The organism is Nocardioides ginsengisoli (genome assembly GCF_039537225.1).
GTDB lineage: Bacteria > Actinomycetota > Actinomycetes > Propionibacteriales > Nocardioidaceae > Nocardioides > Nocardioides ginsengisoli.
Genome location: NZ_BAABAC010000007.1, coordinates 14,176 through 40,404 on the forward strand (window position 1 = coordinate 14,176; position 26,229 = coordinate 40,404).

General features: G+C 72.3%; 27 protein-coding genes and 1 pseudogene. 12 read left to right on the top strand and 16 right to left on the bottom strand.

Going from position 1 to position 26,229, the window contains the following annotated elements; genetic code table 11:
* Nucleotides 1–2 precede the first annotated feature (2 nt).
* The 7 genes from AB4880_RS05145 to AB4880_RS05175 all read left to right on the top strand — a co-directional run bounded on the left by AB4880_RS05145 (nucleotide 3) and on the right by AB4880_RS05175 (nucleotide 5,966).
* A complete protein-coding gene (locus tag AB4880_RS05145; protein ID WP_367918137.1) occupies nucleotides 3–437 on the top strand; it encodes a flagellar biosynthetic protein FliO in 435 nt (144 codons plus the stop codon).
* Complete coding sequence (gene fliP / locus AB4880_RS05150; protein ID WP_367918138.1) at nucleotides 434–1,183, top strand: flagellar type III secretion system pore protein FliP; 750 nt, start codon at nucleotides 434–436, stop codon at nucleotides 1,181–1,183. Before AB4880_RS05145 ends, fliP begins: the two co-directional genes overlap by 4 nt.
* Nucleotides 1,184–1,185: 2 nt before the next feature.
* Nucleotides 1,186–1,455 (top strand): flagellar biosynthesis protein FliQ, encoded by a 270-nt coding sequence (fliQ, locus tag AB4880_RS05155; RefSeq protein ID WP_367918139.1) that lies wholly within the window; start codon nucleotides 1,186–1,188, stop codon nucleotides 1,453–1,455.
* A 16-nt stretch (nucleotides 1,456–1,471) separates the two neighbouring features.
* Nucleotides 1,472–2,239, top strand: coding sequence for a flagellar biosynthetic protein FliR (locus AB4880_RS05160; protein ID WP_367918140.1), 768 nt, complete (start codon nucleotides 1,472–1,474; stop codon nucleotides 2,237–2,239).
* A 4-nt stretch (nucleotides 2,240–2,243) separates the two neighbouring features.
* Nucleotides 2,244–3,386: an EscU/YscU/HrcU family type III secretion system export apparatus switch protein gene (locus AB4880_RS05165; RefSeq protein ID WP_367918141.1), complete on the top strand. Its 1,143-nt coding sequence runs from the start codon at nucleotides 2,244–2,246 to the stop codon at nucleotides 3,384–3,386.
* A 211-nt stretch (nucleotides 3,387–3,597) separates the two neighbouring features.
* Nucleotides 3,598–5,676, top strand: a complete 2,079-nt coding sequence (gene flhA / locus AB4880_RS05170; protein ID WP_367918142.1) for a flagellar biosynthesis protein FlhA — start codon at nucleotides 3,598–3,600, stop codon at nucleotides 5,674–5,676.
* Nucleotides 5,676–5,966: a hypothetical protein gene (locus tag AB4880_RS05175; protein WP_367918143.1), complete on the top strand. Its 291-nt coding sequence runs from the start codon at nucleotides 5,676–5,678 to the stop codon at nucleotides 5,964–5,966. The genes flhA and AB4880_RS05175 overlap by 1 nt, the downstream gene beginning before the upstream one ends.
* Here AB4880_RS05175 and AB4880_RS05180 read toward each other — a convergent pair.
* The 3 genes from AB4880_RS05180 to AB4880_RS05190 form a co-directional block, all read right to left on the bottom strand.
* Nucleotides 5,947–7,512, bottom strand: a complete 1,566-nt coding sequence (locus AB4880_RS05180) for a GAF domain-containing sensor histidine kinase (protein ID WP_367918144.1) — start codon at nucleotides 7,510–7,512, stop codon at nucleotides 5,947–5,949. The genes AB4880_RS05175 and AB4880_RS05180 overlap by 20 nt on opposite strands.
* 146 nt (nucleotides 7,513–7,658) lie before the next feature.
* Nucleotides 7,659–8,099: a YiiD C-terminal domain-containing protein gene (locus AB4880_RS05185; RefSeq protein ID WP_367918145.1), complete on the bottom strand. Its 441-nt coding sequence runs from the start codon at nucleotides 8,097–8,099 to the stop codon at nucleotides 7,659–7,661.
* Between the two features lie 13 nt (nucleotides 8,100–8,112).
* Nucleotides 8,113–8,703, bottom strand: a complete 591-nt coding sequence (locus tag AB4880_RS05190) for a hypothetical protein (RefSeq protein WP_367918146.1) — start codon at nucleotides 8,701–8,703, stop codon at nucleotides 8,113–8,115.
* A 70-nt stretch (nucleotides 8,704–8,773) separates the two neighbouring features.
* Between AB4880_RS05190 and AB4880_RS05195 the strand changes: the two genes are divergently transcribed.
* Both AB4880_RS05195 and AB4880_RS05200 read left to right on the top strand, forming a co-directional pair.
* Nucleotides 8,774–9,784, top strand: a complete 1,011-nt coding sequence (locus AB4880_RS05195; protein ID WP_367918147.1) for an AraC family transcriptional regulator — start codon at nucleotides 8,774–8,776, stop codon at nucleotides 9,782–9,784.
* 457 nt (nucleotides 9,785–10,241) lie between these two features.
* Nucleotides 10,242–10,898 (top strand): annotated as a pseudogene (locus AB4880_RS05200) (DUF1214 domain-containing protein); the annotation flags it as partial.
* A gap of 150 nt (nucleotides 10,899–11,048) precedes the next feature.
* On the opposite strand, the gene AB4880_RS05205 reads toward AB4880_RS05200, so the two are convergent.
* Nucleotides 11,049–11,864 carry an alpha/beta fold hydrolase gene (locus tag AB4880_RS05205; RefSeq protein WP_367918148.1) on the bottom strand — a complete coding sequence of 272 codons (816 nt, stop codon included), beginning with the start codon at nucleotides 11,862–11,864 and terminating at the stop codon, nucleotides 11,049–11,051.
* A gap of 221 nt (nucleotides 11,865–12,085) precedes the next feature.
* Here AB4880_RS05205 and AB4880_RS05210 point away from each other — a divergent pair, with 221 nt between their 5' ends.
* Nucleotides 12,086–12,559 carry a MarR family winged helix-turn-helix transcriptional regulator gene (locus AB4880_RS05210; protein WP_367918149.1) on the top strand — a complete coding sequence of 158 codons (474 nt, stop codon included), beginning with the start codon at nucleotides 12,086–12,088 and terminating at the stop codon, nucleotides 12,557–12,559.
* On the opposite strand, the gene AB4880_RS05215 is transcribed toward AB4880_RS05210, so the two are convergent.
* The 3 genes from AB4880_RS05215 to AB4880_RS05225 all read right to left on the bottom strand — a co-directional run bounded on the left by AB4880_RS05215 (nucleotide 12,546) and on the right by AB4880_RS05225 (nucleotide 15,627).
* The gene (locus AB4880_RS05215; RefSeq protein ID WP_367918150.1) at nucleotides 12,546–13,469 is read right to left on the bottom strand and encodes an amino acid ABC transporter permease; all 924 of its coding nucleotides are present in this window, start codon (nucleotides 13,467–13,469) and stop codon (nucleotides 12,546–12,548) included. The two genes, AB4880_RS05210 and AB4880_RS05215, sit on opposite strands and share 14 nt — an antisense overlap.
* A gap of 146 nt (nucleotides 13,470–13,615) precedes the next feature.
* Entirely contained in the window at nucleotides 13,616–14,020 is a 405-nt protein-coding gene (locus AB4880_RS05220; RefSeq protein WP_367918151.1) for a RidA family protein, read from the bottom strand.
* A 20-nt stretch (nucleotides 14,021–14,040) separates the two neighbouring features.
* Complete coding sequence (locus AB4880_RS05225; protein WP_367918152.1) at nucleotides 14,041–15,627, bottom strand: asparaginase domain-containing protein; 1,587 nt, start codon at nucleotides 15,625–15,627, stop codon at nucleotides 14,041–14,043.
* Between the two features lie 44 nt (nucleotides 15,628–15,671).
* On the opposite strand from AB4880_RS05225, the gene AB4880_RS05230 reads away from it, so the two are divergent.
* Nucleotides 15,672–16,325 carry an SH3-like domain-containing protein gene (locus tag AB4880_RS05230; RefSeq protein ID WP_367918153.1) on the top strand — a complete coding sequence of 218 codons (654 nt, stop codon included), beginning with the start codon at nucleotides 15,672–15,674 and terminating at the stop codon, nucleotides 16,323–16,325.
* Nucleotides 16,318–16,947, top strand: coding sequence for a nitrile hydratase subunit alpha (gene nthA, locus AB4880_RS05235; protein ID WP_367918154.1), 630 nt, complete (start codon nucleotides 16,318–16,320; stop codon nucleotides 16,945–16,947). Before AB4880_RS05230 ends, nthA begins: the two co-directional genes overlap by 8 nt.
* A 99-nt stretch (nucleotides 16,948–17,046) precedes the next feature.
* On the opposite strand, the gene AB4880_RS05240 is transcribed toward nthA, so the two are convergent.
* From AB4880_RS05240 to AB4880_RS05280, 9 genes are all read right to left on the bottom strand, one after another.
* Nucleotides 17,047–17,580 (bottom strand): hypothetical protein, encoded by a 534-nt coding sequence (locus tag AB4880_RS05240; RefSeq protein ID WP_367918155.1) that lies wholly within the window; start codon nucleotides 17,578–17,580, stop codon nucleotides 17,047–17,049.
* A gap of 107 nt (nucleotides 17,581–17,687) precedes the next feature.
* A complete protein-coding gene (locus tag AB4880_RS05245; RefSeq protein WP_367918156.1) occupies nucleotides 17,688–18,602 on the bottom strand; it encodes an ABC transporter substrate-binding protein in 915 nt (304 codons plus the stop codon).
* Between the two features lie 133 nt (nucleotides 18,603–18,735).
* On the bottom strand, nucleotides 18,736–19,335 hold the full coding sequence (locus tag AB4880_RS05250) for a thiamine pyrophosphate-dependent enzyme (protein ID WP_367918157.1): 600 nt from the start codon (nucleotides 19,333–19,335) through the stop codon (nucleotides 18,736–18,738).
* Nucleotides 19,332–19,889, bottom strand: coding sequence for a thiamine pyrophosphate-binding protein (locus AB4880_RS05255; RefSeq protein ID WP_367918158.1), 558 nt, complete (start codon nucleotides 19,887–19,889; stop codon nucleotides 19,332–19,334). The genes AB4880_RS05250 and AB4880_RS05255 overlap by 4 nt, the downstream gene beginning before the upstream one ends.
* Nucleotides 19,890–19,906: 17 nt before the next feature.
* Nucleotides 19,907–21,046: a pyridoxal phosphate-dependent aminotransferase gene (locus tag AB4880_RS05260; protein WP_367918159.1), complete on the bottom strand. Its 1,140-nt coding sequence runs from the start codon at nucleotides 21,044–21,046 to the stop codon at nucleotides 19,907–19,909.
* On the bottom strand, nucleotides 21,046–21,564 hold the full coding sequence (locus AB4880_RS05265) for a MarR family winged helix-turn-helix transcriptional regulator (protein ID WP_367918160.1): 519 nt from the start codon (nucleotides 21,562–21,564) through the stop codon (nucleotides 21,046–21,048). The genes AB4880_RS05260 and AB4880_RS05265 overlap by 1 nt, the downstream gene beginning before the upstream one ends.
* Nucleotides 21,561–22,400, bottom strand: coding sequence for an amino acid ABC transporter ATP-binding protein (locus tag AB4880_RS05270; RefSeq protein WP_379229390.1), 840 nt, complete (start codon nucleotides 22,398–22,400; stop codon nucleotides 21,561–21,563). The genes AB4880_RS05265 and AB4880_RS05270 overlap by 4 nt, the downstream gene beginning before the upstream one ends.
* Complete coding sequence (locus AB4880_RS05275; protein WP_367918161.1) at nucleotides 22,393–22,872, bottom strand: (2Fe-2S)-binding protein; 480 nt, start codon at nucleotides 22,870–22,872, stop codon at nucleotides 22,393–22,395. The genes AB4880_RS05270 and AB4880_RS05275 overlap by 8 nt, the downstream gene beginning before the upstream one ends.
* Nucleotides 22,869–26,225: a molybdopterin cofactor-binding domain-containing protein gene (locus AB4880_RS05280; RefSeq protein WP_367918162.1), complete on the bottom strand. Its 3,357-nt coding sequence runs from the start codon at nucleotides 26,223–26,225 to the stop codon at nucleotides 22,869–22,871. The genes AB4880_RS05275 and AB4880_RS05280 overlap by 4 nt, the downstream gene beginning before the upstream one ends.
* Between the last annotated feature and the right edge of the window lie 4 nt (nucleotides 26,226–26,229).

A 26,229-nucleotide genomic window follows, 5' to 3' on the forward strand; every position in this document is an offset into this window, starting at 1 on the left:
CGATGTCGGGCGGAGGAGCGAGTCTCGGCGAGCTGGCGCTGCGCCTGGCCGGGTCGCTGGCGCTGGTCGTGGGGCTGCTGCTGCTCATCGCCCGCACGGTCAACCGCCGGTTCAAGGCCCCCACCGGTGCGGCGATCCAGGTCGTGCACCGGCAGGCGCTGGGCCGCGGCCAGGGCGTCGCCGTGGTGTCGGTCGGCACCCGCGTCCTCGTCCTCGGTACGACGGAGCAGCAGGTGACCCTGCTCGCCGAGGTGGAGCCCGACGAGATCGGTCTCGATCTCGACGCCGTCGACGGCGAGATCGCCCCGGTCGACGCACCTGGCGTGCACCGCGGGCCGCTGGCCGGGTCGGTGCTCTCCCCGCAGACGTGGAAGCAGACGCTGGCGGCCGTGACCGGCCAGGCGGACGCCGTACCCCCGCGCCGGCGGGCCTCGTGACGCTTCGCCTCGCGCAGCTGGCCCTCGCTCTCGACCCGGTCGGCCCGAACGGCCCCGGCGGTCCGGGCAAGGGCGGCAGCGTCCGGATCGACCTGTCGGGGATGACCGACAAGCCGAGCCACAGCCTGCTCGTCTTCCTGGCGCTGACGCTGCTCAGCCTGCTGCCGGCGATCATGCTGACCTGCACCAGCTTCACGAAGATCCTGGTGGTGCTGGGCCTGACCCGCAACGCGCTGGGCCTGCAGCAGACGCCGAACAACCAGGTGCTCGCCGGGCTCGCCCTGTTCCTGAGCCTGTTCATCATGGCTCCGGTGCTGTCGCAGATCAACGACGCCGGCGTGCAGCCCTATCTCAACGGCGACAAGACCACGAAGGTCGCCTTCCACGACGGCATGGCGCCGCTGCGCGACTTCATGCTCGACAACACCGGCGACGACGAGCTCAAGCTGCTCACCAGCGTCGCCGACCGCAAGCTGCCGAAGAGCCGCGAGGACGTGTCGACCGCGACCCTGATCCCCGCGTTCGTGCTCTCGGAGCTCAAGGACGCGTTCATCATCGGGTTCATCATCTTCATCCCGTTCCTGGTGATCGACATCGTCGTGAGCGGGGCGTTGATGAGTCTCGGCATGATGATGATGCCGCCGGTGATGGTGTCGTTGCCGTTCAAGCTGCTGCTGTTCGTGATGGTCGATGGCTGGGCCTTGGTCATCAAGTCGCTCGTCGCGTCGTACTCGGGCGGAGGCTAGCGATGACCGACACCACGATCATCGAGATCGCGCTCAAGACCATGCTGGTGGCGCTCAAGCTGTCGGCGCCGATCCTGGTCACCGCGCTGGTGATCGGCTTCGCGATCTCGCTCTTCCAGTCGATGACGCAGATCCAGGAGTTCACCCTGGCGTTCGTGCCCAAGCTGGTCGGCGTCGGGCTGGCGCTGCTCTTCTGCGGCAACTGGATGCTGCACACGCTGATGGCCTTCACCCGCGAGCTGTTCGACATCCTCCCGGGCCTGCTCACCTAGCTCCCGAGGAACCACCGTGATCCTGTCCGTCGACGGCGCCGCGCTCAGTGCGCTGCTGCTGGCGTCCGTGCGCGTGGTGGCCTGGCTGGCCGTCGTACCGCCGTTCGCGTCGCGGGGCATCCCGGCGATGGCCAAGGTCGTGCTGGCGCTGGGGCTGTCGCTGACCATGGCGCCGACGCTCGCGACCCAGGACCTGCCCAGTACGACGCCCGAGCTGGTGCTCGCGACGTCCGCCCAGGCCCTGATCGGCCTGGCCATGGGCTATGTGACGATGCTGCTCTTCTCAGCGGTCGGCGCGGCAGGCTCGCTGATCGACCTCTTCGGCGGCTTCGCGCTCGCGTCGGCGTGGGACCCGCTGGCGATGAACCAGAACACTGTCTTCGGCCGCTTCCACCAGATCCTCGCGACCGCGCTGCTCGTGGTCTCCGGCGGGCACCTGCTGGTGGTCGGCGGCCTGCTCAGCACGTTCAAGTACCTCCCCCTCACCGGCATGCCGGACATCTCGAACTGGGACGGCGTCCTGGTGACGGCGTTCTCGATGTTCTTCACGGTGGCCGTGCAGATGGCGCTGCCGATGATCGCCGTCCTCTTCGTCGCCGACCTCGCGCTGGCCCTGCTGACCAAGGTGGCGCCGCAGCTCAACGCGCTGAGCGTGATGTTCCCGGCGAAGGTCGGGCTCACCCTGCTGCTGCTGGGGCTGTCGTTCCCGATGCTGCCGCAGGCGCTGGACCGGCTGGTGCGGCTGGCGAACGAGGCGATGGCCTCGATGGCCGGGGCGGGGTGACCCGGTGTCCGAGGAGAAGACCGAGAAGCCCACACCCAAGCGGAAGAAGCAGGCCCGCAAGGACGGCCAGGTCCCGCGGACGCCGGAGCTCGGCGGCTGGCTGGGCCTGCTCATCGCGTCCCTCGCGATGGGCCCGCTGCTCAACCACGAGCTCGACGCGATCCGCACCATGATGGCCGCGCACCTGCGCGCGGCCAGCGACCCGTCGGTATCGCTGGCGCTGCGGATGCTCGGCGACGCCGCCCACCACGTCTTCCTCTCCCTGCTGGTGCTCGGCTCGATGGTGCTGGTGATCGGCGTCGTCTCCGCGCTCGCGCAGGGCGGCTTCTACCTCTCCCCCAAGCTCGCGAAGCCGGACGCGAAGAAGCTCAACCCGATCAAGGGCGCGAAGCGGATGTTCGGCCCCCACGCCGCGTGGGAGGGCGTGAAGGTGCTGCTGAAGAGCAGCGTCGTCGGCTTCCTCGCCTGGGGCGCGGTCAAGGCGATGATGCCGCTCGTCGGCGGGCTGCTGCCGATCGGCGTCGTCCTGCACCAGGTGACGGCGGAGATCTCGCGGCTGATCATGACCGTCGCGATCGCCGGCCTGGTGATGGCGGCCGCCGACTACGCGATGATGCGCCGCCGGATCGGCAAGCAGCTGCGGATGAGCCACAGCGAGATCAAGCAGGAGCACAAGCAGGCCGAGGGTGACCCGATGCTCAAGGGCGCGATCCGCTCCCGCCAGCTCGCCGCCGCCCGCAACCGGATGATCGCCGACGTCGGCACCGCCGACGTCCTCCTGGTCAACCCGACCCACGTCGCCGTCGCCCTCCGCTACGACCCCGAGCAGGGCGCCCCCCGCGTGGTCGCCCGCGGCGCCGGCGCGATCGCCGCCCGGATCCGCGAGCGCGCCGCCGAGGAGCGCGTCCCCCTGGTGCAGGACGTCCCGCTGGCGCGTGCGATCTACCGGCACTGCCAGGTCGGCCAGGAGATCCCACGCGAGCTGTGGGCCGCCGTCGCGCAGGTGCTGGCGTTCGTGCTCAGCCGCCGCCACGCCGGCCAGTACGGCGGCGAGCACCGCACGCCGCGTCGTACCGACGAGCTGCCGGAGGTGGTGGCGCGGGCGCGGCGGCGCCGGCGGGACGGGGATGCAGGAATCCCCGCTTAAGCGGGGAAACTGGCACTTCCTGACCGTTGCAACCGTCAGGAAGCGCCAGTAACCGTCAGGAAGCGCGTCGGAATCCCCTCTTAAGCGGGGATTCCCACCCCCTCCCAACCCCTCATCCCCACCCCCAGCCTGCCGATGAACCTCCCGACGCCAGGACGGCGCCACACCGGGCCAGGGACGGCACTCACTCGTCGAGAGGCTGTGCCACCGCATGCCCGTGAAGTCGCTGACCAAGCTCGGCGTGCCGCTGGGCATCGTGCTCATCGTGGTCATGCTGGTCGTGCCGCTCCCCGCGATGGTGCTCGACCTGATGATCGCGCTCAACATCACCGGCGCGCTGCTGGTGCTGATGGTCGCGATGTTCATCCACAAGCCGCTGGAGTTCGCCGCCTTCCCGTCGGTGATCCTGGTGATGACGCTGTTCCGGCTGGCGCTCAACGTCAGCGCGACCCGGCTGGTGCTGCTCGACGGCTACGCCGGCAAGGTGATCGACACCTTCGGCCACTTCGTGGTCGGCGGCTCGCTCATCGTCGGGCTGATCGTGTTCGCGATCCTGCTGGTCATCCAGTTCGTCGTCATCACCAACGGCGCCGGCCGCGTCGCCGAGGTGGGCGCGCGGTTCACGCTCGACGCGATGCCCGGCAAGCAGATGGCGATCGACGCCGACCTCAACTCCGGTCTCATCGACGAGGAGGAGGCGCGCCGGCGCCGCGCCGAGGTGCATGCCGAGGCCGACTTCCACGGCGCGATGGACGGCGCATCCAAGTTCGTCAAGGGCGACGCGATCGCGGCCATCGTGATCACGCTCGTCAACCTGCTCGGCGGCTTCGCGATCGGCGTCGCGCAGTACGGCATGCCGTTCGGCGACGCGATCAACACCTACTCGCTGCTGTCGATCGGCGACGGCCTGGTCTCGCAGATCCCGGCGCTGCTGCTGTCGGTCGCGACCGGCCTCATCGTGACCCGCTCGGTCGCCGACTCCGACATGGGCTCCGACATCGTCGGCCAGATGTTCCAGCGCCGGATGCCGCTGCGTGTGGCGGGCTTCGGCGCGCTCGCGCTCTGCGTGATCCCGGGCCTGCCCAAGCTGCCCTTCCTCGCGGCGGGCGGCCTGATGCTGCTGGCGGCGAGCCGCATCGACGAGTCCACCGGTACGGCGACCGCGGCCGACGCCCCCGGTGGCGCCGCCGAGCTCGCCGCGGTGCCCGACTCCCCCGAGGCGCTGGTCACCGAGATCCGGGTCGACCCGCTCGGGCTCGAGCTGTCCGCCGACCTCATCGACCTGGTCGACACCCGCACCGGCGGCGACCTGCTCGACCGGGTCAAGGCGCTGCGCCGCAAGGTCGCCGGCGAGCTGGGCATCGTCATCCCGCCGGTGCGCACCCGCGACAACCTCGAGCTGCCGCCGCACACCTACGCGATCACGCTGTACGGCGCCGAGGTCGCCCGCGGCGAGGCGCCGCGCGGCACGGTCCTGGCGATCGGCGACTTCCTCAGCTCGCTGCCGGGCACGCCCACCCAGGAGCCGGTGTTCGGGCTCGAGGCGAAGTGGATCCCCGCCGAGCTGCGCCACCAGGCCGAGATCGGCGGCGCGACCGTCGTCGACCGCGCGTCGGTCGTCACCACCCACCTGGCCGAGGTCGTGCACCAGCACGCCAGCCGGCTGCTCGGCCGCGAGGACGTGCGGCTGCTCACCGACGTCGTCAAGCGCAGCCACCCGGTCGTCATCGAGGAGCTCACGCCGGCGCTGCTGCCGCTGGGCGAGGTGCAGCGGGTGCTGCGTGCGCTGCTGGAGGAGCGGGTCCCGATCCGTGACCTGGTGCGCATCTTCGAGGCGCTCTCGGAGCGCGCGACGATGTCCAAGGACCACGACGGGCTCGTCGAGGCGGCCCGTGGGGCGCTCGAGCCGGCGCTCGCGGCGCCGTACGTCAGCGACGGGACGCTGCACGCGATCAGCTTCGAGCCGCTGCTGGAGCAGCAGATGCTCGAGGGGCTGCGGCCCACCGACCACGGCGCCGTCATCGTGCTCGATCCCGACGTCGCCCAGCACGTGCTGCTCGGCCTCGCTCAGGCCGCCCAGGCGGCGGAGAACGCCGACGTGCGGCCGGTCCTGGTCTGCGCGCCCGCGCTCCGCGCCGCCGTACGACGTCTCGTGGCTCCGGCCGTCGAGCGCCTGCCCGTCTTCTCGTACGCCGAGCTGGGCGCGGCCCGCCAGGTCACCTCGGTCGCCGTCGTCGGCGCCACCGGCGCCCGGCCCGTGCTCGGCTCGTCTCTCGGAGTGGGGGTCTGATGTTCGACCTGCGTGTCTTCCTGGTCGCCGCGATCGTCGCGTCGCCGGCGGTCTTCCGGGCCGCCGACGGGACGCTGCCGATGGACGAGGCGCTCACCCGGCTGCTGCTCGTGATGGTCGGCGCGACCGCGGTGAGCATGCTCGTCCGGGCCGTGTGGCCGATCCTCGCGGGGCCGATGCCCGAGCCGATGCCCGCAGCGGAGCCGGAGACGGCGCCGCTGCTCTTCGCCGAGCCCGAGGACGGCGAGCTCGTCGACGGCCTCGACCTGTTCAGCCCACGGCCGGAATGACCCACTCGAGCGTCGTGCCCTGACCGGGCGCCGACGCCAGGTCGAGGTGGCCGCCGAGGCCCTCGGCCCGGCTGCGCAGGTTGCCGGAGCCGCTGCCCGGGCACACGGTCGCGGGGTCGAAGCCGACGCCGTCGTCGCTGACCCGCAGCCGGAACCAGGCCGACGACGCGGTCAGCTCGACCGAGACCGAGCGCGCCGACGCGTGCCGGGCGACATTCGACAGCGCCTCGCGCAGGGTGGTGAGCACGTGGGTGCCGGCCTCGGGCACGAGCGCCCGGTCGACCGGGCCGTGGACCCGCAGCAGCGGCTGGAAGCCGAGGACGACGGCGTACTCGGTGAGCAGGCCGCGCACATCGTCGAGCAGCGGCCGCCCGGAGCCGGTGCCGAGCTCGAAGATGGCGGCCCGCAGCTCCTTGATCGCGACGTCGAGCTCGGCGACGGCGCCGTCGACCCGCTCGCGGAGCACGTCGACGTCGAGGCTGCGCGCGCCCTGGAGCTGCATGCCGGTGGCGAAGAGCCGCTGGATGACGAGATCGTGGAGGTCGCGCGCGATCCGGTCGCGGTCCTTGGCGACGAGCAGCCGCGCGCGGTCGCGCAGCGCCTGGTCGCGGTCGAGGATCAGGCCGAGCTGGGTCGCCGTCACGGCCACCAGGTCGAGCATCACGCCCCGCAGGGACGGCGTCTCCTGGGCCTTCTCGACGAGCAGCACGCCCGAGCCGGCGAGCCGCGTGGTGACCGGTACGACGAGCGAGGCGCGGGCGTGCTTCTCCACGAGCCGCTCGGGGACGCGCGAGGACGCCACGTGCTGGAGGGTGTCGGCCATCCGCTCCACGACCCGGCCCGCGGCGGCGCCGTCGCCCTCGATCTGGCGGATCTCCAGCTGGTCGCCGTCGATGCGGACGTAGGCCACGAAGCGGGCGTTGCACAGCTCGCGCAGCGACACGACGAGCTCGTCGAGCGCCTCCTGGACGCGCACCGTGCCGGACAGGTCGCCGCCGACCTCGGCGGTGCCGGCGATCCAGCGCCGGCGCCACTCGACCTGCTCGAAGGTGCGGGCGTTGTCGATCATCGCGCCGGCCGCGCCGGCGAGGGCCTCGACCAGCGCCTGGTCGCGCGCGCTGAACGTCTCGTCGCCGCGCTTGTTGCCGAGGTAGAGGTGGCCGAAGGTCTCGCCGCGCACCAGCACCGGCGCGCCGAGGAAGCTGTCGATGGGCGGGTGCGCGTCGGGGAAGCCACCGGTCGAGACCGGGTGCGCCGCCACGTGGTCGACGCGGATCGTGCGCTGCTCGCTCGGCACCAGCCCGAGCAGGCCGTGCCCCTCGGGCATCCGGCCGATCCCCTGGAAGCGCTCCCCGACGACGCGGTTGGGGACGAGGTCGATGAAGGTGCCGTCGTCGTCGACGATGGCGAGGACGCCGAACTCGGCGTCGGTGATCTGGCAGCAGGCCTCGACGATGCGGGTCAGCACCCCGCGCAGATCGAGGTCGGACCCGATCGCGACGACGGCGTCGAGCAGGGCTCGCGCCTCGGGAGGCAGCTCATCCATCTGCACGGCATCCTCTCCGACAGCGCCCGGTCACTGCCCCCTCAGGCTATCGCCTCCGCACGGGTCGGATCCATGCGGCTGTCCCATTCATCGGCACCGGGACCAGGGTCCTGAGTCGAATCGGGACGAAGGCCCGCGACGGCGGGTCAGAAGCGGCGCAGCTGGTACAGACCACGGGTGCGCGCGACGACCGTCCCGGCCTCGTCGGTGACCTCGGCGACCAGCTCGAAGTCGGACTTCCCGCGCTCGGCGTACTCGGCGAGGACCCGGGTGATCTCGTCCTCGGTGATCGTCGCGCGGGAGACCACGTCGGTCGTCGCCGGGCGCAGGAAGTCGATCGTCATGCTCTTGATGAGCGGCACCCCGCCCTCCGCGGCGAGCGAGGTACGGGGTAGCAGGCCGCCGAGGACCTCGGCGACGGTGAACAGCGAGCCGGCGTACGCCGTACCGAAGTGGTTGACGTTGGGGCCGGCCGGGATCCGCGCGGCGACCGACGTGCGCTCCAGCTCGACGACCTCGACCTGCATCGCGTCGAGGATCGGGATGATGGCGCGCACGTCGGCGGTGGTCTGCTGGAGATCGCTCACGCGGACAACCTACTCACCAGGGGCGCGGCGGGAGCTCCTTGATGAGCGGGGCGAGCAGCGCGCTCGACTGCTCGACGGTGAGCACCTCGGACGGGTCGAGCGGGATGATCTGCCGCCGCGACTCGTCGATCTCCCAGACGTCCTCGCCGATCAGGCGGCCCTCGTCGTCGTAGGGCCAGATCATGTGCTCGACGTTGGCGACCAGGTAGTGGGCGTCGGGGTCGACCGGGGCCCCGGCCGCGACGAGCAGCGCGCCCGGCGTCTGCTGGTAGATGGTGGCGGTCGAGACGATCATGTGGTCGCCGACGGCGAGCTGCTCGTCGGCGGCGTAGAAGACGCACTGCGCCGTGCGCGACCACTCGTCGTACACCGCCTGGACGGCCTCGGCGCCGTCGAGGACGGTGTTGATGCCGAAGACGTTGAAGTGGTAGATGGGGTGCTCGACGGTCATCTCCGGGGCGAAGATCTCCTTCCAGCGTCCGGCCATCTCCAGGTAGCGGTGCCGGTTGTAGGCCTGGAGCAGCCAGTGGTGGCGCGGGCTGTCGGTGGTCTCGAGGAGCCGCTCGACGGCGGCGTTGGTGCGGGTGATGTCGAATCGGGTCATGGCCCCACGCTCGCAGCGGACCGATCCTTGGGTCTTGACGCCAGACGACTTCTTCTTGACCCTGAGCGACATGTCCCTCATCCGCGGCACCGCGCTCCAGGGCTTCCCCGGGCTGGTCGCCGAGCTCGGCGGCGACGCGGGCGCGCTGCTCGCGCTGGCCCAGCTCCCGCCCGCCGCGGTGGGCGACCACGACAGCTTCGTCAGCTATCGCAGCGTGGTCGCCGTCCTCGAGGCCGCGGCGGTCGCGACCGCCGCCCCCGACTTCGGACGACGGCTCGCGATGCGCCAGGGCCTGGAGATCCTCGGCCCGGTCGGCGTCGCGGCCCGGACGGCGGCGACGGTCGGCGCCGCATTGCAGTCGATCCAGCAGTACCTCGCCGTCTACAGCCCGGCGATCGCGATCGAGGTGAACCCGCCGGCCGACGGCGGCCGGCTCGCGTCGCTGGAGTGGCGGCTCGTCGTACGGCACCCGCCGCCGCACGCGCAGGCCGCCGAGCTCGCCCTCGGGGTCGCGCTCCGGGTCTTCCAGCTGCTCGCCGGCCCCGACTTCCGCCCGACGTCGTTGCAGGTGCGGCACCGGCCGCTCGGCCCCCGCGAGGCGTACGACGACTCCTTCGGCTGTCCGGTCGAGTTCGGCGCCGCACTGCATGGCTTCCACTTCCCGGCGGAGCTGCTGCGCCGCCCGCTGGCGAGCGACGGCGACGTGCACGCGCTCGTCGAGCAGTACCTCGGCACGATCGCCGTACCGAGCTCGCGGGCGACGGCCGACGCGGTCGCCGACCTGGTCCGGCACATGCTGCCGACGGGCGGCCTCGACCTCGACCTGGTCGCGCGCCAGCTGTCCCTCCACCGCCGCACTCTGCAGCGCCAGCTCGCCGCGCAGGGGACGTCCTTCGCCGCGCTGGTCGACCAGGTCCGGCGCGACGAGGCGGAGCGCTGCCTTCGCGAGACCGACATGCCGCTCAGCCAGCTCGCCGGCGTCCTGGGCCTGAGCGAGCAGAGCGCGCTCACCCGGGCCTGCCGGCGCTGGTTCGGGGCGCCGCCGCGCGAAGTGCGGCGCAGCACCCGCATGTCGCACTAGGTCAAGAACCGGTCGCCTCGGGTCAAGACGGCCGCGCGGCGGCCGGGCGAGGGTGGAGGCCGCCCTACCCCGCGCCCGAAAGGAACACCATGGGGTTGTCCACGCCCTCGCGCCCTCGCCCTCCCCGGCCTGCTCGCCGCCGTCGTCGCCTCCGTCGCCACCGGCCCGGCCGCGCCGGCCCCCGCGGCCGCGCCCACCGACCAGGCCGCCTACGACCACGGCTACCAGCTGGGCCTGGAGGCCTACCGCTACGGCCTGCCGCTGCTCACCACCGACGCGACCTTCCGCAGCCAGACCAGCATCGACGTCCCCAACGACCGCGGCTTCGGGCCGGTCAACCGGTTCAACCCGATGCGCAGCTTCACCACGCCCGACGACCGCTCGGTGGTCGCGCCGCGGGTCGGTCGAGGGCACCGAGCCCGGCGACTACGCGGTGGTCGGCCCCCACGACGCGGATGTGCCGCTGCCCAAGCACGTCACGCGGGTCGTCTCGCCGTACGACCGGCTCTGGATCATCGAGCGCACCTACGCCGACAACGGCGACCTGAAGGACCAGGCCGCCGTGCACCGGATCCAGGACGGCCTGAGCGTCGTCCCGCTCAGCCGGTTCCCTCGGAAGAACTGGACTCCCCCGACGCCGGCGCAGCCCGACACCCTCGCCGGCATGCGGGACGCCGTCGCCGGCGGTCGCGCGGCGGTGCTGCGCGACGTCCAGGCCGTGTACGGCCAGGTCTTCGCCAAGTACAACGGCCACCTGGTCACGCCGACCGGCACCTACGGCACCGACTACGGGCTCCGTGCCGTGGTCACCCAGGTCGGCCTCGGCGCGCTGCGCCCCGAGCAGGCGATCTACCCGCTCGCCCTGCTCGACCGCACCGGCCAGCCGCTGACCGGCGCCAAGAGGTACGTCGTGCACATCCCCGCCGGCCAGCTCCCGCCGACCTCCGCCACCGGCTTCTGGTCGCTGACGGTGCACGACGGCGACGGCTTCGTCGTCGCCAACGAGATCGACCGCTACGCGATCAACGACCGCACCGACCTGCACCGCAACGCCGACGGCTCGCTCGACCTCTACGTCCAGGCGAGCCGACCCACCGACCCGGCGCAGGCGCAGAACTGGCTGCCCGTCCCGGCTGGCGACTTCCGGCTGATCTGGCGGATCTACGGCACGCGGACGGAGGCCGTCCCGGGGATCCTGGACGGCACCGGCTGGCGCCTGCCCGCCGTCATGCCGGTCGGCCGATCCCCGCGCCTGACGGCTCGGTCAGGCCACGTCGTACGACGGGGTCCGGCCGAGCCGCGGGTGCGCGGAGCCCTGCAGCAGGACCTCGCAGACCCGCTCGACGTCGTCGATCATCGGGACGTGCCCGCAACCGGGCAGCGTGATGTGCTCGGCGTTCGGCAGCGCCCGCCGGGCGCGCTTGGCCTGGTAGGGCAGGAGCACCAGGTCGCGGGTGCCCCAGGCGACGGTGACCGGGATGTCGGCGGCGATCGGGCGGTCGAACGGGAAGCCGCCGTCGATGATCGTCTCGAGTGCAGGACGGGCGTGGACCAGCCCGCGCAGGTCGCCGAGCGCGGCCTCGGGATCGAGTCGGTTGCCCTTGGTCATCAGCAGCCCGAAGGCGGCGGCGCGCCCGGGGCCGGTCTTGAGGATCGCGGGCGCGACCGGCTGCGCGATCGTGGCGGCACCGGTGAGCAGCGTGAAGACCGCGCGGATGTAGGCGAAGTCGAGCTGGTTGCGCCAGAAGCCGGCCGGCGCCAGGGTGGTCGCGCTGCTCACCAGGTCGTCGGCGGCGGCCTCGAGCGCGATCCGGCCGCCGAGCGAGTTGCCGGCGATGTGGGGGCGGTCGAGGCCGAGGTCGAGGAAGAAGTCCTCGAGGATGTCGCGCAGGATGTCGCGCACCGGCCGCCCGTCGGGCACCAGCGCGGGCGACTCCCCGTGGCCGGGCAGGTCGAGCAGGATGACCTCGCGGTCCTCGGCCAGCCGGTCGACGACCGGGTACCACGCCTGCCGACGGTGACCGATCCCGTGCACCAGGACCAGCGGCTCTCCGGAGCCGATTCGTTCGTAGGCGAGCATCCCGACCTCGTTTCCCGCACCGACGCTGGTGCGAACTAGGTGCAACTGGGCGTTGCGGATACCGAGAGTAGGTAGCGCGCTAGCTGGGCGCAAGCGCTTGACAACAGGCTCCCCGTGTAAAGGTGACCCACATCACAGTGAGCCCTCGCGTACTCTTCCCCCACCACCCGGCCCGGCCCGAGCCGAGCCCATCTCGACCCGACCTCGACCTGGACGTGAGAGTGAAACGAGAAGCCCAGAGCACACGCGAGTTCGACCTCTACACCAACGTCAACCACCTGCTGCGCCGCGCTCACCAGCGGGCCGAGGCGATCTTCGCCGAGACCATGGAAGGTCTCGACATCACGCCACGGCAGGCCACGCTCCTCTACGTCGTGCTGCACAACCCGGGCGCCAGCCTCACCGATGTCGTCCAGCTCGGCGGCATGGACCGCGGCACGACCTCGGAGATGGTCCCCCGGATGGTGCGCCGCGGCCTGCTCATCGAGAGCCGCGCCGCCGACGACGGCCGCGCCAAGGCGCTCACCATCACCGACGAGGGCGCCGAGCTGATCCGCGCGGTCATCGAGCGCACGGCCGACGTCCGCGAGGCGGTGCTCTCGACGCTGCCGCCGGAGTACCACGCCCTCTTCATCAAGATGCTGTCGCTGATGGTCGGGCTCGAGACCGAGGTCCGCTCGGTCAGCGACGCCTGACCCGCCGGCTCACCGGGGCGCCGAGGACACCGCGCCCGAAGCGCCGCTCGAGCCGCAGCTGCAGCAGGGTCAGCACCGAGACCAGCAGCACGTACCAGCAGCACGCGACCGTCAGCAGCGGGATCTGGAAGAAGTTGCGCGAGTAGATCAGCTGCACCGACGTCATCAGGTCCGGCAGGCCGATGATCAGCACCACCGCGGTCATCTTGGTCATGTTGATGACCGCATTGCCCACCGGCGGGATGATCACGCGCATCGCCTGCGGCAGGATCACCCAGCGCATCATGCGCATCCGTGACATGCCCAGGCTCTGCGACGCCTCGGTCTGACCGCGGTCGACCGATGTGATGCCGGCGCGCACGATCTCGGCGACGTACGCGCTCTCGCTGATGCCGAGGCCGAGCATGCCCGCGACGAACTGCCCGATCAGGGTGTTCGTGTCGAGCTCGAACAGCGTCGGCCCGAACGGGATGTCGACGCTGATCGTCGGGAACACCGCGGCCAGGAAGAACCAGAACAGCAGCTGGACGACGACCGGCGTCGCGCGCACGAACCACACGTAGCCCGCCGCGAAGGTCGACAGCACCGGGTTGGGCGAGAGCCGCATCAGCGCGATCGTGATGCCGACCGCGATCGCCAGGCCCATCGCGGCCGCGGTCAGCTCGACCGTCAGCCACAGCCCGCGCAGCACGGCCGGCGCGAAGAGGTAGTGGCCGACGACGTCCCAGTGCATGTTGTCGTTGCCCGCGAAGGCGAGCACGACGCGCGCCGCGACGTAGGCCAGGGCGACGACGGCGACCCACCGCCACGGATGCCGCAGTCGGACGGGGCTCGGCAGCTCGTCCGGCCGATCGCCCGCGTCGCCCGGAGTCGTCGGTGCCGACTCGGCGGCCAGTGCATGGTCACCCATCCTCGCCCATTCCCTTCGTTTGCAGACAACCTCAACTTATGACCAGTACGACATAGTTGCTAGTGGGCGTCAAGAGTTCTTCCTTTGTTTGCGGGAGGAAGAATTCGAGAGGGATGAAAATTGCGCGGTTTACGTTGCAATCCGCGTCAATCGAGCACTGCGACGGCCTCGATCTCGACCAGGGCGCCGGGGATCCCCACGGCGGAGACGCCGATCAGGATGCCGGCGGTCGGCCCGATGCCCGACTCGAGCGCCGCCTCCGCCATGCCGGCCAGGACGTCGTTCTCCCGCTCGGGCGTGAGGTCGACGATGTAGATGGCCAGCCGGGCCAGCTGGTCGGGGCGGCCGCCGACCGCCTGCAGCGCCAGCCACAGGTTGTGCGCCGCGACCCGCCCCTGGGTCCGGTAGTCGCCCGCGCCGACCAGCACACCGGCCGGGTCGACCGCGATCTTGCCGGCGAGGAACGCCAGCGACCGTCCGGTCGCGACGGTGACGTGGCTGTAGCCGTTCGGCGGCGCCAGCGAGTCGGGATTGACGTGCTCGACCGTCATGCGTGCACCTGCGCTCTCTGTCAGTGGGTGTCGAAGACGTCCTGGAAGGCGTTCAGCCGCGCGCGGATCGCCGCGCACTCGGCCTCCGTCGGCGCGACGGGATCGCGCGCGGGCGGCAGCGCGCCGAGCCGGAGCAGCGCAGCGGTGAGCAGCATCCGCGCCTTGTTGGCCGTCAGGTTGTCGCCGGCGATCGCCCACGGGTCACGCCGGAAGACCATCCCGCCGGGGTGACCGCGGCCGACCCGGACCACCGGGATGCCCGCACAGACGGCGATCCGCAGCGCCCGGTCGATGCCGGGATCGGTCGATCCGTACGGCACCATCCCCTCGACCACGAGCCCGGCCAGGCCCCCGCGCGCGAGCGCACGCTCGACCTGGCCGAGCACGCCCGCGTCAGGGACGGCCTGCGCGTCGGGGCCGATCGCCTCCTCGGCGTAGTGGCCGAACGGGACGATCGAGACCCGTGGCATCGCGGCGCCGACCAGGCGGCCGTCCGCGTCCTTGACGGCGACCCGGGTGCGTCGGACGCCGGACAGGTCGCCCTGGACCCCGTCGACCTCGCCCGGGAGCTCGGGCAGCCGGAGCGCGGACATCGCGGTGTGCCGCCGCTCGGGGACGTAGGTGACTCGCGGCCCCCAGTGCGCGCCCAGGTCGGCGACCACGCCGCCATGGCCGCCGACGGCGACATAGCCGCCCGGCCGCGCGTCGACCTTCGCCACCTCGCGGCTGGCGAGGACCATCTCGTCGACGATCAGGACGGCACCCAGCCGGTCGCGGCCGTCGGCGTCGGCCCAGACGCCCGACCGGATGAAGCGGACGCCGTCGAGGATGTTCTTCGCGCCGTCGTCGCCGATCGCGCGGTGGCTGCGCTGCGCGGCGTGCCCGACGATCGGCACGGTCGTGTCGATGACCAGGTTGAGCCAGTAGAGCGTCTCCTCGACCGTGGCACTGCTCTCCAGCCACTGCAGGCCGGCGTACCGACCGCTCGCGGCGGCCTCCTGCACCTGGTCGGTGATCCGGGCGAGGGCAGCGAGGTCGGGCTCGCGCACCAGGTGCGGCGGCTCGTAGGGGAAGTAGTCCACGCCGAGCCGCTCGCCCTCCCGCGGGTAGCCACCACCGGGCGCGGCGCGCAGGAAGTCGAAGTCCGCGAGCTCCGAGAGCGCGACCGGGCGGCCGTCGCCGCCGACCTCGAACCGCTCGATCTCCTCGTAGAGGCGACGGGCGTCGGGCAGGAAGGTCTGCCGGGTGTCCGCCGCGGCGGCGGGCTCCGTCGCCGCCTCCCACGGGCGGCCGTCGGCGCGGCGCGCGGCGTAGGGCAGCAGGAAGAGGCCGTCGTCCGGCTTGAGCTCGACCTCGAAGACGGGCGTGCCGCCACCGGGCGGCTCCTCGGCGACGAGCCGGCCGTCGCCGTCCAGCCAGCCGTCGGGCGGGCCGTAGAGATGCGCCGCCTGCGCCTCGAGCGGGTGCGCGGAGAACGCCTCCACCAGCACCTTCACGGGTGCGGCCAGCCGCTGCGGACGCAGCGCGCCGGCGTCCGTCACGAGCGGCGGCGTGTTGGCGATCGTCGGCATCGGGCCGGTGAAGACGGCGATGCGGGGCTTGCTCATGCGATCTCCTCGTCGTAGCAACTTATGCAGTGTACGATGTATTTGTGGACGGCGTGCACGATCTCGGGGGCCTCGAGGGCTTCGGGCCGGTGCGCGTCGCGGGCTCCGATCGGGTCGCCACGGAGGCCTGGGAGCTGCGCGCCCACGCGCTCGCCCTGCAGGCCGCGGGCGAGTCGCTGCGGCCCTGGATCGAGGGCCTGCCGCCGGCGGCCTACCTCGGCTCGCCGTACTTCGCGCGATGGCTGCTGGCCGTCGAGGAGCTGCTGGTCCGACGCGGCGCGATCGCCTCCGGCGACGTCGCCCGCTGCCGCGACCAGATCGCGGCCGGCGCACACGTCGTGCCGCGGAGCGAGTCGGACGGACTGGTCGCGCTGATGGACGACCTGATGTCCACGGCCCAGCGTCTCCCGGCCCCCGTCGAGGCTCGATTCGCCGTTGGCGAGCGGGTTCTGGTGCGCCAAGGGCGCGCCTCGACAGGCGTGAACCGGTGCCCGCGCTACGTCCGCGGCACGGTCGGCCAGATCGAGCGGATCTGCGGCGCCGAGCATCCCCTCGACCGGCCGCGCGGCGCCCCCGCCGAAACCGTCTACACCGTCGCCTTCCGCTCGACCGACCTGTGGGGCGTCGGCGAGGAGCCGGAGTTCAGCGTGCGCGTCGACCTCACCGAGCACTACCTGACAGGAGCCGACCATGACTGACGAGCACGGACACGAGCACTACGCCAGCCCCCGCTCCCGGCGCGCCCGCTCGGAGTTCGAGCTGCGCACCATGGCCCTCGAGGCACTGCTCGTCGAGCGCGGCCTCGCATCGACCGACGCGATCGACAAATATGTCGAGTACGTCGAAAAGCGCCTCGGTCCGCATCACGGCGCGCGCGTCGTCGCGCGGGCCTGGGTCGACCCCGCGTTCCGCGCCCGGCTCCTCGACGACGGCACAGCGGCCGCGGCCGAGCTCGGCATCGGCGGCATCGAGGGCGCCCGCGTCCGGGTCGTCGCGAACGGCCCCGACGTCCACAACCTGGTGGTCTGCACGCTGTGCTCCTGCTACCCGTGGTCGCTGCTCGGGGCGCCGCCGCTCTGGTACAAGAGCTTCGCCTACCGCTCGCGCGCGGTCGCCGAGCCGCGGGCGGTGCTCCGCGAGTTCGGCGTCGAGCTCGGGCCCGACGTCGAGGTGCGGGTCTGGGACTCGACGTCCGAGACCCGCTACCTGGTGCTGCCCGAGCGCCCGGCCGGCACCGATGGCTGGACCGAGGAGGCGCTGGCCGCCCTGGTCTCGCGGGACGCGATGATCGGCGCCGGCCGCGCAGGATCGGCCTGCTGAACGGGCTCCGGGGCGCACCGACCATCTACCACGGTGTTACGTCATCCACCACGGAGTCATGACGCGTCACAACCCCGTGGTGGACTCACGAACACCGAGTTACAGGCGGGGCGGGAAGAGCACGTCGGAGAGCAGGCGCTCGAGCTTGGCCCGCTCGACCGGTACGTCGGCCAGCGGGCGCTCCTCGCGGTCGAACGCGCGGATCCCGGCCACGGACGACGAAGGGGCGCTCCCCCAGTAGGCCTCGAGGTGGTGCACCCGCCGCCAGTCGACCAAGCCGAAGAGCGGCACCGCCCAGACCCGGTTGCCCTCGTCGACGAGGAGGGAGAGCACCTCGATGGCGCCGTGCTCGGGGTCCGTGACGGCGTACGTCGCCGCGGTCAGCCGCGCTCGGTCGAGCTGGTCGGCCGCGACCCGGCCGCTGCCGAGGGCCGCCGCCTCGAGCGCGCCGACCATCGACTCGAAGTAGCGCGCGGTCGGGTCCTCGGCCAGGGTCGCCGACAGGCCGGAGCGGAAGGCGCCGGCCTCGGCGGCGTCCACCCAGGCCCGGGCCAGGGCGGCGGCCCGGCCCTGCCACGGCTCCGCGAACACCAGCTCGTCGTCGTTCCACGTAGAGGCGTCACCCTCGGTCACGGCCCGCTCCTTCCGGCGATCGGGACATGAGTCCACCCGGGCCCGCCGCGCTCCGATCGGGAGGGATGGAGGCGACGGGACCCGGGCAGCCAGTCGGGTCGTGCGGATCAGGCCGTCGCCTTGACGACCTCGGACTGGGTGATGGCGGCCTCGTCGACCTTCCACTTGGAGAGGATCTTGTCGTACTCGCCGTCCTTGATGATGGCGTTGAGCGCGACATTGATGGCCTCCGCCAGCTGCAGGTCGCTCTTGCCGACAGCGATGCCGTAGGGGCTGGTCTTCACGATGCCGCCGACGACCTTGAACTGCCCGTTGGAGTTCTGCGCCATGTAGGCGTTCGCCGTGAAGTCGCGGTAGCAGACGTCGGCGCGCCCCGTCGCGACCGCCTGGTTGGGCGCGGCCGCGTCGGAGAAGTTGACGACCTTGATCGGCGGCTTGCCCTGGGCGACGCAGTCGGTCTTGCTGTACTCCTCCAGGTAGGCGCCGTGCAGCGAGCCGGTGGTGTTGGCCGCCGTCTTGCCGCAGAGGTCCTGCAGGCCGTTGATGTCGTTGTTGTCCCCCTTGACGAGCAGCGAGCCGCCGGCGTCCATGTACTTGACGAAGTTGACCTGCTGCGAGCGCTCCGGCGTGATGCTCATCGAGGAGATGGCGATGTCGTAGCGCTTCGCCTCGATGCCCGGGAGGATCGCGTCGAAGCTGACGTTCTCGAACTTGAAGTCGACGCCCAGCTGCTCGCCGAGCGCCTTGCCGATCTCGACCGAGAAACCGGTCGGGGTCTTGCCGTCCTCCTCGTAGAACTGCTCCGGCGGGTAGCCGAAGGTCGAGGCGACCCGGACCACTCCGGCGTCGGCGATGGCCTTGGGGAGCAGCTTGGCGGCCTCGGCGTTCTTCGCCGCGTGGCTGCCCGAGTCGCCCTTCGCATCATCGGAGGCGCATCCCGCCAGGGAGGTGGCCACCAGGACGGCGACGGCGCCGGCCAGGGCCGCGCGGAGTCGAACACGGCCAGTGAGTTGCTTGTTCACGCGGGTCTCCATTCCACCTGTTCGTCCGGAATGTCCGGTCATTCAAATTCATGCATAGTACGACGTATTTGGATTCGAGGATCCTTGGTTTTTCGGGACTGCGGAATCGTCAGATAACGCGTGTACGCCACATCTAGACAGCCCAGATCGTCGGCACCAGGCCGCGGTCCTCGAGCGCGCGCCGGAAGACGACCGCAGCCTCGACGATGTCGAACGGATAGGCCTGCGAGCTGCCCGCCGTCCGCACGTCCTCGGGCTCGACGTCGGCGACGACGAAGTGCGGCCCGGGCGTCACGGCCGCCTTGCTCAGCGCCTCCTCGGCCTCGCCGACGTCGCTCACCCGTACGGCGGAGCCGATGCCCGCGCCGCGCGCGATCGCGACCAGGTCGGCGGACCCCGCCTCGGCCGTCGGCTGGGCGCCGGTGCTCGCGAAGGAGCGGTTGTTGATCACCAACACGACCAGGTTGGGGGGCGCGCAGCGGGCGACCGTGGTCAGGGTCGCCATGCCGGCGATCATCGACCCGTCGCCCTCGACGGCGTACACCCGCTGGTCGGGCAGCGCCAGGGCCAGCCCGAGGCACAGCGCCGTCGGATAGGCCAGCTCCATGTTGTAGATCGTGGCCGGCTCGTGGGCCAGCTCGTGGAGCACGCGCCCTCCGAAGCTCGGCCCGGTCACCGCGGGCGCGTCGCCTCGGTGGCGGGCGAAGATCTCCAGCACCTCGCGGCGGTTCATGCGTGCTCCTCCTCGACGTGCAGGCTGTGCCGCGGGAACAGCACCGCCACCGGGCGGCGGTCGCCGCGCACGGTGAGCTGGGCCTCGCGGACGACGGTGCCGATCTCGCGCTTGTCGCGGACGACGACGTACGGGATGTTGAGGCCGCGCAGCAGCGGCTCGCTGACCCGCCGCGCCGCGGCGGTGTAGTCGTGGCGCTCGCCGAGCGCCTCGTTGTGGCCGGCCAGGATCAGCATCGGCGTGCGCTGCACGATCGCGCGGGCCAGGATCAGCCCGCTCAGGCCGAGCCCGGACGCCTCGGTGAGGAGCACCGGCCAGCGGCCGCCCAGGAAGGCGCCGGCGGCGATCGCCACGCCTTCGTCCTCGCGGGCGACCGAGACGCTGAGCACCTCGGGGTCGTCCTCGAGCGCCCGCATCACCGGGTAGAGGATGGTCTCGGGCAGGTACGCCGCGAAGTCCACGCCCGCCTGACGGAGCGCGCGATGGACGGCGTCGATCGCCTCGGGGTCGTGCACGAAGCCGGCGCGTCCCGGCGGTGCGGTTCTGACGGTCACGGAGGGACTCCTGGTGCTCAGACGGCCAGCAGCCGGGCCACGCCGGTCGCCAGGTCGTCGGTGGTGGTGGCGAGCGAGAGCCGCAGATAGCCCTCGCCGTTGGCGCCGAACGCGGTGCCGGGCGTCGTCGCGACGCCGTGGTCGAGCAGCAGCCGGACCGCGAAGTCCTCGCTGCTGAGGCCGTAGTCGCGCACGTCCAGCCAGACGTAGAAGCCGCCGTCGGGCCGCAGCGCGCGGTAGCGGGAGCCGGCGATCCCGTCCAGGACCAGGTCGCGGTTGCCGCGGTACTGCTCGCGCCAGACGTCGAGATAGTCCTGAGGGCCGGTGATCGCGGCCAGCGCGGCGTACTGGGCCGGGGTGTTGACGCACATGACGCTCGGCTGGAGCAGGCCGAGCACGGGCGTCACGACCTCCGGCGGGACGACGACGTACCCGACGCGCCAGCCGGTCATCGCGTAGACCTTGGAGAAGCTGTAGACCGAGATCACCCGCTCCGGGGCGCCCTCCAGCGAGCCCATGCTGACGAAGTCGCCCGAGAAGTCGACGCCGTCGTAGCACTCGTCGGACACGATCCAGAGGTCGTGGGCCGCGGCGAACTCGAAGAGCCGCTCGGCCAGCCGGACGTCGATGACGCTGCCAAGCGGGTTCGACGGCGAGTTGAGCACGATCGCGCGGGTGCTGTCGTCGACGAGCGCCGCGAGCTGGTCGAGGTCGGGCAGATAGCCGTTCTTGGCATCGAGGTCGTAGTAGACCGGACGGGCGCCGAACGCGCGGGTCATCATCGTGAAGTTCGACCAGCCAGGATCGGGCAGCAGCACCGAGGTGGACGCGTCGAGCAGCGACCCGAGCGTCGCGAAGAGCGCGTTGGCGCCGCCGTTGGTGACCAGCACCTGCTCGGCCGGGGCGGTGATGCCGTTGACCTTCGCGAGCTTGTGGGTCAACGCCTCCCGCAGCTCGGGCAGGCCGGGCGTCGGCGAGTAGCGGGTCTTGTGGTCGACCGCGGCGGCGCGGTGCGCGGCCTCGATGACGTGGTCGGGGGTGGCGAAGCCCGGCTCCCCCACCTCGAGGTGGATGACGTCCTCGCGTCCCCACGCGAGCTCCATCATCTTCCGCACGCCGGACTGGGGGCGGTTGAGGGCGGCCTCGGTGAGTCTCATCAGGTTCTCCTTCGGGTGACGGTGGGGAGGTCGTGGACGATCCGGGTCTCGGTCTCGAGACCGACCAGCTGGGCGAGCATCTTCACGAAGAGGTCGTGGTACTCCTCCGGCATCGACGCGAGCACGCGCTCGCGCAGGCTGGCCGTGCGCTGCCGGGCCAGCTGGAGCAGCGCGTCGCCGGCCGGTGTGAGGTAGAGCGACTTGGCGCGCCCGTCGCCGGGCGCGGGACGACGGTCGAGCAGGCCGCGCTTGACCAGCCGCGGCGTCATCTCCGACAGCGTGCCGCGGTCCATCCCGGTGACGACGGTGAGGACGCTGATGTTGCCGCCCTCGCACCGGTCGACCGCGTGCAGGAGCGCGGCCTGGCGCGGCGTCAGGTCGAGGTCGCCCATCGCCTCGTTGAACAGCAGGTCGCCGCGCGCGTGGGCGAGCCGGAGCAGGAAGTTGACGTTGTGGCTGAGGTCGAAGAGATCGGCCGGCTGGTTCGCCGGCTCCGCTTCGGCCGGCTCCGACGTCACCGCGCCCCCCGGCGGGAGCGGGGTGATCGCGTGGCATCGGGGTCGCGGAGCACGCTGGCGAGGAAGCGCTGGGTGCGCACGTGCTGCGGGTGCTCCAGGATCTCCTCGGGCGTGCCGCGCTCGACGACCACGCCGCCGTCCATGAAGACGACCTGGTCGGCGACGTCGCGGGCGAAGCCGATCTCGTGGGTGACGATCACCATGGTCACGCCGTCGTCGGCGAGCGCGTGGATCACCTCCAGCACCTCCCCCACCAGCTCGGGGTCGAGCGCCGAGGTCGGCTCGTCGAAGAGCATCAGCTTGGGCCGCATGCACAGCGCCCGCGCGATCGCGACCCGCTGCTGCTGGCCGCCGGACAGGCTGTTCGGGTACGCGTCGGCCTTGTCGGCGAGGCCGACCCGCTCGAGCAGCGTCCGCGCCTCGGCGGTGACCTCCTTGCGGTTGCGGCCGAGGACGCCGACCGGGCCCTTCACGATGTTCTCCAGCGCCGTCATGTGCGGGAAGAGGTTGAACCGCTGGAAGACCATGCCGATCGACGAGCGCTGCTTGCAGATCGCGGACTCGGCGACCTCCTGCAGTCGGCCGTCGTCCCGCAGCCGGTAGCCGACGTAGTCGCCGTCGACGCAGATCCGGCCGCTGTCGAACTTCTCCAGCCGATTCATGCAGCGCAGCAGCGTCGTCTTGCCCGAGCCGGACGGACCGATCAGGCAGACGACCTCCCGTGGCTGCACGGTGAGGTCGATGCCCTTGAGCACCTCGTGGCTGCCGAACGCCTTGCGGACGCTCTCGGCGTGCACCATGGGGCGTGGCACGGTCAGGGTGTTGCTCTCAGACATCCGTTGCCTCCTGATCCTGGTTCGGGGCGCAGCGCTGCAGCGCCCGCACGATGCCGGCGTATCCGGTGCACCGGCACACATTTCCGGCGAGGGCGGCACGCACCGTCCCGCCATCGGCGATCTCCTCGGCCGAGCTCTCGGCGAGCAGCGCGAGCGCCCGCATGATCTGGCCGGGCGTGCAGAAGCCGCACTGGAAGCCGCCTTCGTCGGCGAACGCCTGCCGCAGCGGCTCGGCCGCCTCGGCCACGCCCTCGACCGTCGTCACCGCACCGCGTACGACGGCCGCCGGCGTCACGCACGCCAGCACCGGCCGCTGGTCGACGAGCACCGTGCACGCGCCGCACTCCCCCTGCCGACAGGCGGACTTCGCCCCGGTCAGGCCGAGCCGGTCGCGCAGCACGTCGAGCAGCCGCTCGGCTCCGCGGAGGTCGAGCTCGTGCTGCTCGCCGTTGACGTCGAGCACGCTCCTCATCGGGCGCCTCCGTAGAGCTCGTCGAGCGCCGCACGCACCAGCCCGGAGGTGGCGAACACCTTCCAGTGGTTGCCCGCGAGCGGGTGGGTGCCGCGCTCCCAGGCGACGCAGGCCCGCTCGACGGCCCGGGCGTCGTACCGGCGGCCCTCGAGCGCCTGCTCGATCACCGGGATCCGGCGCGGGGTCGGGGCGACGCCGCCGAGCACGACGCGCAGGTCCGCCACCACGCCGGACTCCGGCGCCCGCGCGGACACCGCGACGCTCGCCACGGCGAACGCGCCCTGCCAGAGCGCGAGTCGGCGCGCGACCGTCGTCCGCTCGCGGGCTGTGGCCGGGACCTCGATCGCGGTGACCAGCTCGTCGGGTGCGAGGACCGTCTCGCCCGGGCCGTCGTAGAGGTCGGCGACGGCGAGCACCCGGTCGCCGCGCGCCGACCGCACCGCGACCGTCGCGTCGAGCGCGAGCAGCGGCGTCGCCAGGTCGGACGGCGTGACCGCCTGGCAGCGGTGGCCGTCGTCGACCGCGTGGTGGAAGCGGTGGTCGCCGAGGACGGCGTAGCAGGGCCGGGTGGCGCCGCCGCGCTTGTAGCAGTCGAAGCCGTTGCGGAAGAACCAGCAGCGCTTGGCCTGGCACAGGTTGCCGGCGACGGTGGCGGCGTTGCGGATCTGCGGGGTCGCGATCGAGCCGGCGGTCGCGCGCAGCACCGCGTCGGCGGCCGGATGCCCGGCCAGGTCGGCGAGGGTGACGGCGCCGCCGATGCGCAGCGCGCCGTCCTCCTCGCGCACCTGGGCGAGACCGCCGACGGCGGTCAGGTCGACGAGCAGCTCGGGCACGGGCAGGCCCTGGGTCTCCCGGGCGAGCAGGTCGGTGCCGCCGCCGAGCGGGCGGGCGCCCGCGGCGAGCCGGGCGAGCGCGTCCTGCTCCGAGTCCGGTACGGCGAGCTCGCGGATCACCGTCGGCGGCACCGGCGGCGCCAGCCGCGGCCCCCACCGCCGCAGCGTGGCATGCAGCCCGCGCGGGTAGAGCCAGCGCATCGCGTGGATCCACCAGCGCTTCGGCGAGCGGCCGACCGAGCCGGTGCGCAGCGACCGCCCGTCCCGCTCGCGGATCGCGGCGAGCACCTGGTCGGGTGTGTGCGGCGCGGCGTCCAGCCGCACGCCGATCGCGTGGCTGATCGCGTTGGTGACCGCGGGGCCGATGGCGAGCAGCGGGATCTCGCCGAGCCCCTTCGCGCCGAACGGTCCGACCGGGTCGCCGTCGCCGAGGAAGCACGTGGTGATGTCGGGCGACTCGGCCGCCCGGGGCACGTCGTAGTCGACATAGCTGGGGTTGACCACGCGCCCGCCCTCGAAGACCAGCGACTCGCTGAGCACCGCACCCATCCCCATCACCACGCCGCCCTCGACCTGGCCGCGAGCCGACAGCGGGTTGAGCACGGTGCCGGAGTCGTGGGCGGCGACGACACGGAGCACCCGCACCACGCCGGTCGCCTCGTCGACCTCGACCTCGACCGCGTGCGCCGCGAACGAGTACGTCGGCGCGATGTCCTCGTGCCCGTCGGGCGCCGGGTCGTGCGAGTCGCCGACCCACGTGCTCTCGACGGTGAAGGCCGGCTCGTCGCCGGCGGCCAGCACGGCGAGGTCGCCGAGCGAGATCGTGTCGGGTCCGGCGGACGCGTCGCCGCCGTCCCAGCGGACGTCGCCCGGCGGAACGTGCAGCTTGGCGGCGGCGACCTCGGTCAGCCGGGCGCGGGCGTCGGCCGCAAGGGTGCGTGCCGCGCTGACCGAGACGAAGCTGCCGCGCGAGGCGCCGGCACCCGCGTCGGGCGGCGTGCGGTCGGTGTCGGTCGCCTCGATCGAGACCCGGCCGGGGTCGATGCCGAGGCTCTCCGCCACGGCCTGGCAGAGGATCGTCTTCTGGCCGGTGCCCGCGTCGCCGCAGCCGAAGCGCAGGTGCACCCGGCCGTCGGCGTCGATGTCGAGCGCGCCGGAGGAGCGCAGCATGTAGTCCCGCGCGAGCGCGGTCACGTGGATGGTGCAGGCGACGCCCACGCCGCGACCGGTGCCCGGCCCGCCCTGCTGGCGCCTGCGGTCCCAGTCGATCTCGCGGCGCACGGTCTCCAGGCACTCGGCGAGTGCCGACGACCGCACCTGCCAGCCGGTCAGCGAGACCTCGCCCGGGTCGGCGACCGCATTGCGCAGCCGGAAGTCGATCGGGTCCCAGCCGGCCCGCTCGGCGAGCTCGTCGACGGCGCACTCGAGCGCCCACGTGACGGCGTACCCGCCGGCGCCTCGGAAGGACGAGCTCGGCGTCTTGGCGGTGTAGACGCAGCGGCCGTCGGCCCGATAGCCCCGCCAGCGGTACGACGACGCGAGCGCGGTCGCGCCGTACGCCATCTCGCCGGGGGCCGCCTGGTTGTAGGCGCCGTTGTCGATGTCGAAGTCGGCCCGCAGGGTGGTGACCCGCCCGTCGACGTCGCACGCCGCCTCGAGCGTGACGTCCCACGGGACGCGGTACTTGGTGAACGCGAACTCCTCGGCCCGTGACTGCCGCAGCTTCACCGGGCGGCCGGTCGCGATGCTCAGCGCGCAGACCAGGGCCTCGGTGCTGGAGATCTGGGTGCGGCCGCCGAAGTCGCCACCGACGGTGAGCTCGTGCAGGTGGACCGCCGGGACCTCGAGCCCGAAGAGCTGGGCGAGGTCGCGCTGGATGAGCCTCGGGTTCTGCGACGGCGCCCAGACGTGCAGCCGCTGCTCGTCGGCGCGCCAGTGCGCCACGACCGTGTGCGGCTCCATGGTCACGTGGCTCTGGTACGACGACCGGTACCGCCGCTTCACGCGGTGGCCGCCCGGCGGCGCCTGGTCCGGGTCGATGCCGAGCACGCGGGTCACGGTCGACGCGACATTGGTCTCTCCCCGGTCGGGGTGCAGGACCGCCGCCCGGGGAGAGAGCGCGGCCTCGACCGTGGTGGGCGCCGGCAACGGCGCGTAGCGCACGTCCAGTGCCGCGAGCGCCGCGGCGAGGGCCCCGGCCGTCTCCGCGGCCACCAGCGCCACCGGCTCGCCGATGTGGCGCACCACGTCGGCGGCGAGCATCCGGCGGTCCTGGTCGGGTGCGCGATAGTCGAGGTAGGTGCGGTCGGGGACGTCGGCCGCCGTCAGGACGGCGTGGACGCCGGGCACGGCACGGGCCCGTCGGGTGCTGATCGAGACGATGCGGGCATGCGGGTGCGGGCTGCGCAGCACGCCCCCGACGAGCGCACCGGGGTGCGCCACGTCGTCGGCATAGGAGGCGGCTCCGCTGGTGACGGCACGCCAGTCGACGTGCCGCACCCGCTGCCCGATGACCCGCATCGTC

What these genes read in the sequence shown, in the direction of transcription:
- AB4880_RS05145 (WP_367918137.1), top strand. Translation starts at nt 3, where the DNA reads ATGTCGGGCGGAGGAGCGAGTCTCGGCGAGCTGGCGCTGCGCCTGGCC.
- AB4880_RS05275 (WP_367918161.1), bottom strand. Translation starts at nt 22,872, where the DNA reads ATGAGGAGCGTGCTCGACGTCAACGGCGAGCAGCACGAGCTCGACCTC.
- nthA (WP_367918154.1), top strand. Translation starts at nt 16,318, where the DNA reads ATGACTGACGAGCACGGACACGAGCACTACGCCAGCCCCCGCTCCCGG.
- AB4880_RS05180 (WP_367918144.1), bottom strand. Translation starts at nt 7,512, where the DNA reads ATGGATGAGCTGCCTCCCGAGGCGCGAGCCCTGCTCGACGCCGTCGTC.
- AB4880_RS05190 (WP_367918146.1), bottom strand. Translation starts at nt 8,703, where the DNA reads ATGACCCGATTCGACATCACCCGCACCAACGCCGCCGTCGAGCGGCTC.
- fliQ (WP_367918139.1), top strand. Translation starts at nt 1,186, where the DNA reads ATGACCGACACCACGATCATCGAGATCGCGCTCAAGACCATGCTGGTG.
- AB4880_RS05280 (WP_367918162.1), bottom strand. Translation starts at nt 26,225, where the DNA reads ATGCGGGTCATCGGGCAGCGGGTGCGGCACGTCGACTGGCGTGCCGTC.
- AB4880_RS05260 (WP_367918159.1), bottom strand. Translation starts at nt 21,046, where the DNA reads ATGAGACTCACCGAGGCCGCCCTCAACCGCCCCCAGTCCGGCGTGCGG.
- AB4880_RS05220 (WP_367918151.1), bottom strand. Translation starts at nt 14,020, where the DNA reads ATGACGGTCGAGCACGTCAATCCCGACTCGCTGGCGCCGCCGAACGGC.
- flhA (WP_367918142.1), top strand. Translation starts at nt 3,598, where the DNA reads ATGCCCGTGAAGTCGCTGACCAAGCTCGGCGTGCCGCTGGGCATCGTG.
- AB4880_RS05250 (WP_367918157.1), bottom strand. Translation starts at nt 19,335, where the DNA reads ATGAACCGCCGCGAGGTGCTGGAGATCTTCGCCCGCCACCGAGGCGAC.
- AB4880_RS05195 (WP_367918147.1), top strand. Translation starts at nt 8,774, where the DNA reads ATGTCCCTCATCCGCGGCACCGCGCTCCAGGGCTTCCCCGGGCTGGTC.
- AB4880_RS05215 (WP_367918150.1), bottom strand. Translation starts at nt 13,469, where the DNA reads ATGGGTGACCATGCACTGGCCGCCGAGTCGGCACCGACGACTCCGGGC.
- AB4880_RS05205 (WP_367918148.1), bottom strand. Translation starts at nt 11,864, where the DNA reads ATGCTCGCCTACGAACGAATCGGCTCCGGAGAGCCGCTGGTCCTGGTG.
- AB4880_RS05225 (WP_367918152.1), bottom strand. Translation starts at nt 15,627, where the DNA reads ATGAGCAAGCCCCGCATCGCCGTCTTCACCGGCCCGATGCCGACGATC.
- AB4880_RS05175 (WP_367918143.1), top strand. Translation starts at nt 5,676, where the DNA reads ATGTTCGACCTGCGTGTCTTCCTGGTCGCCGCGATCGTCGCGTCGCCG.
- AB4880_RS05270 (WP_379229390.1), bottom strand. Translation starts at nt 22,400, where the DNA reads ATGTCTGAGAGCAACACCCTGACCGTGCCACGCCCCATGGTGCACGCC.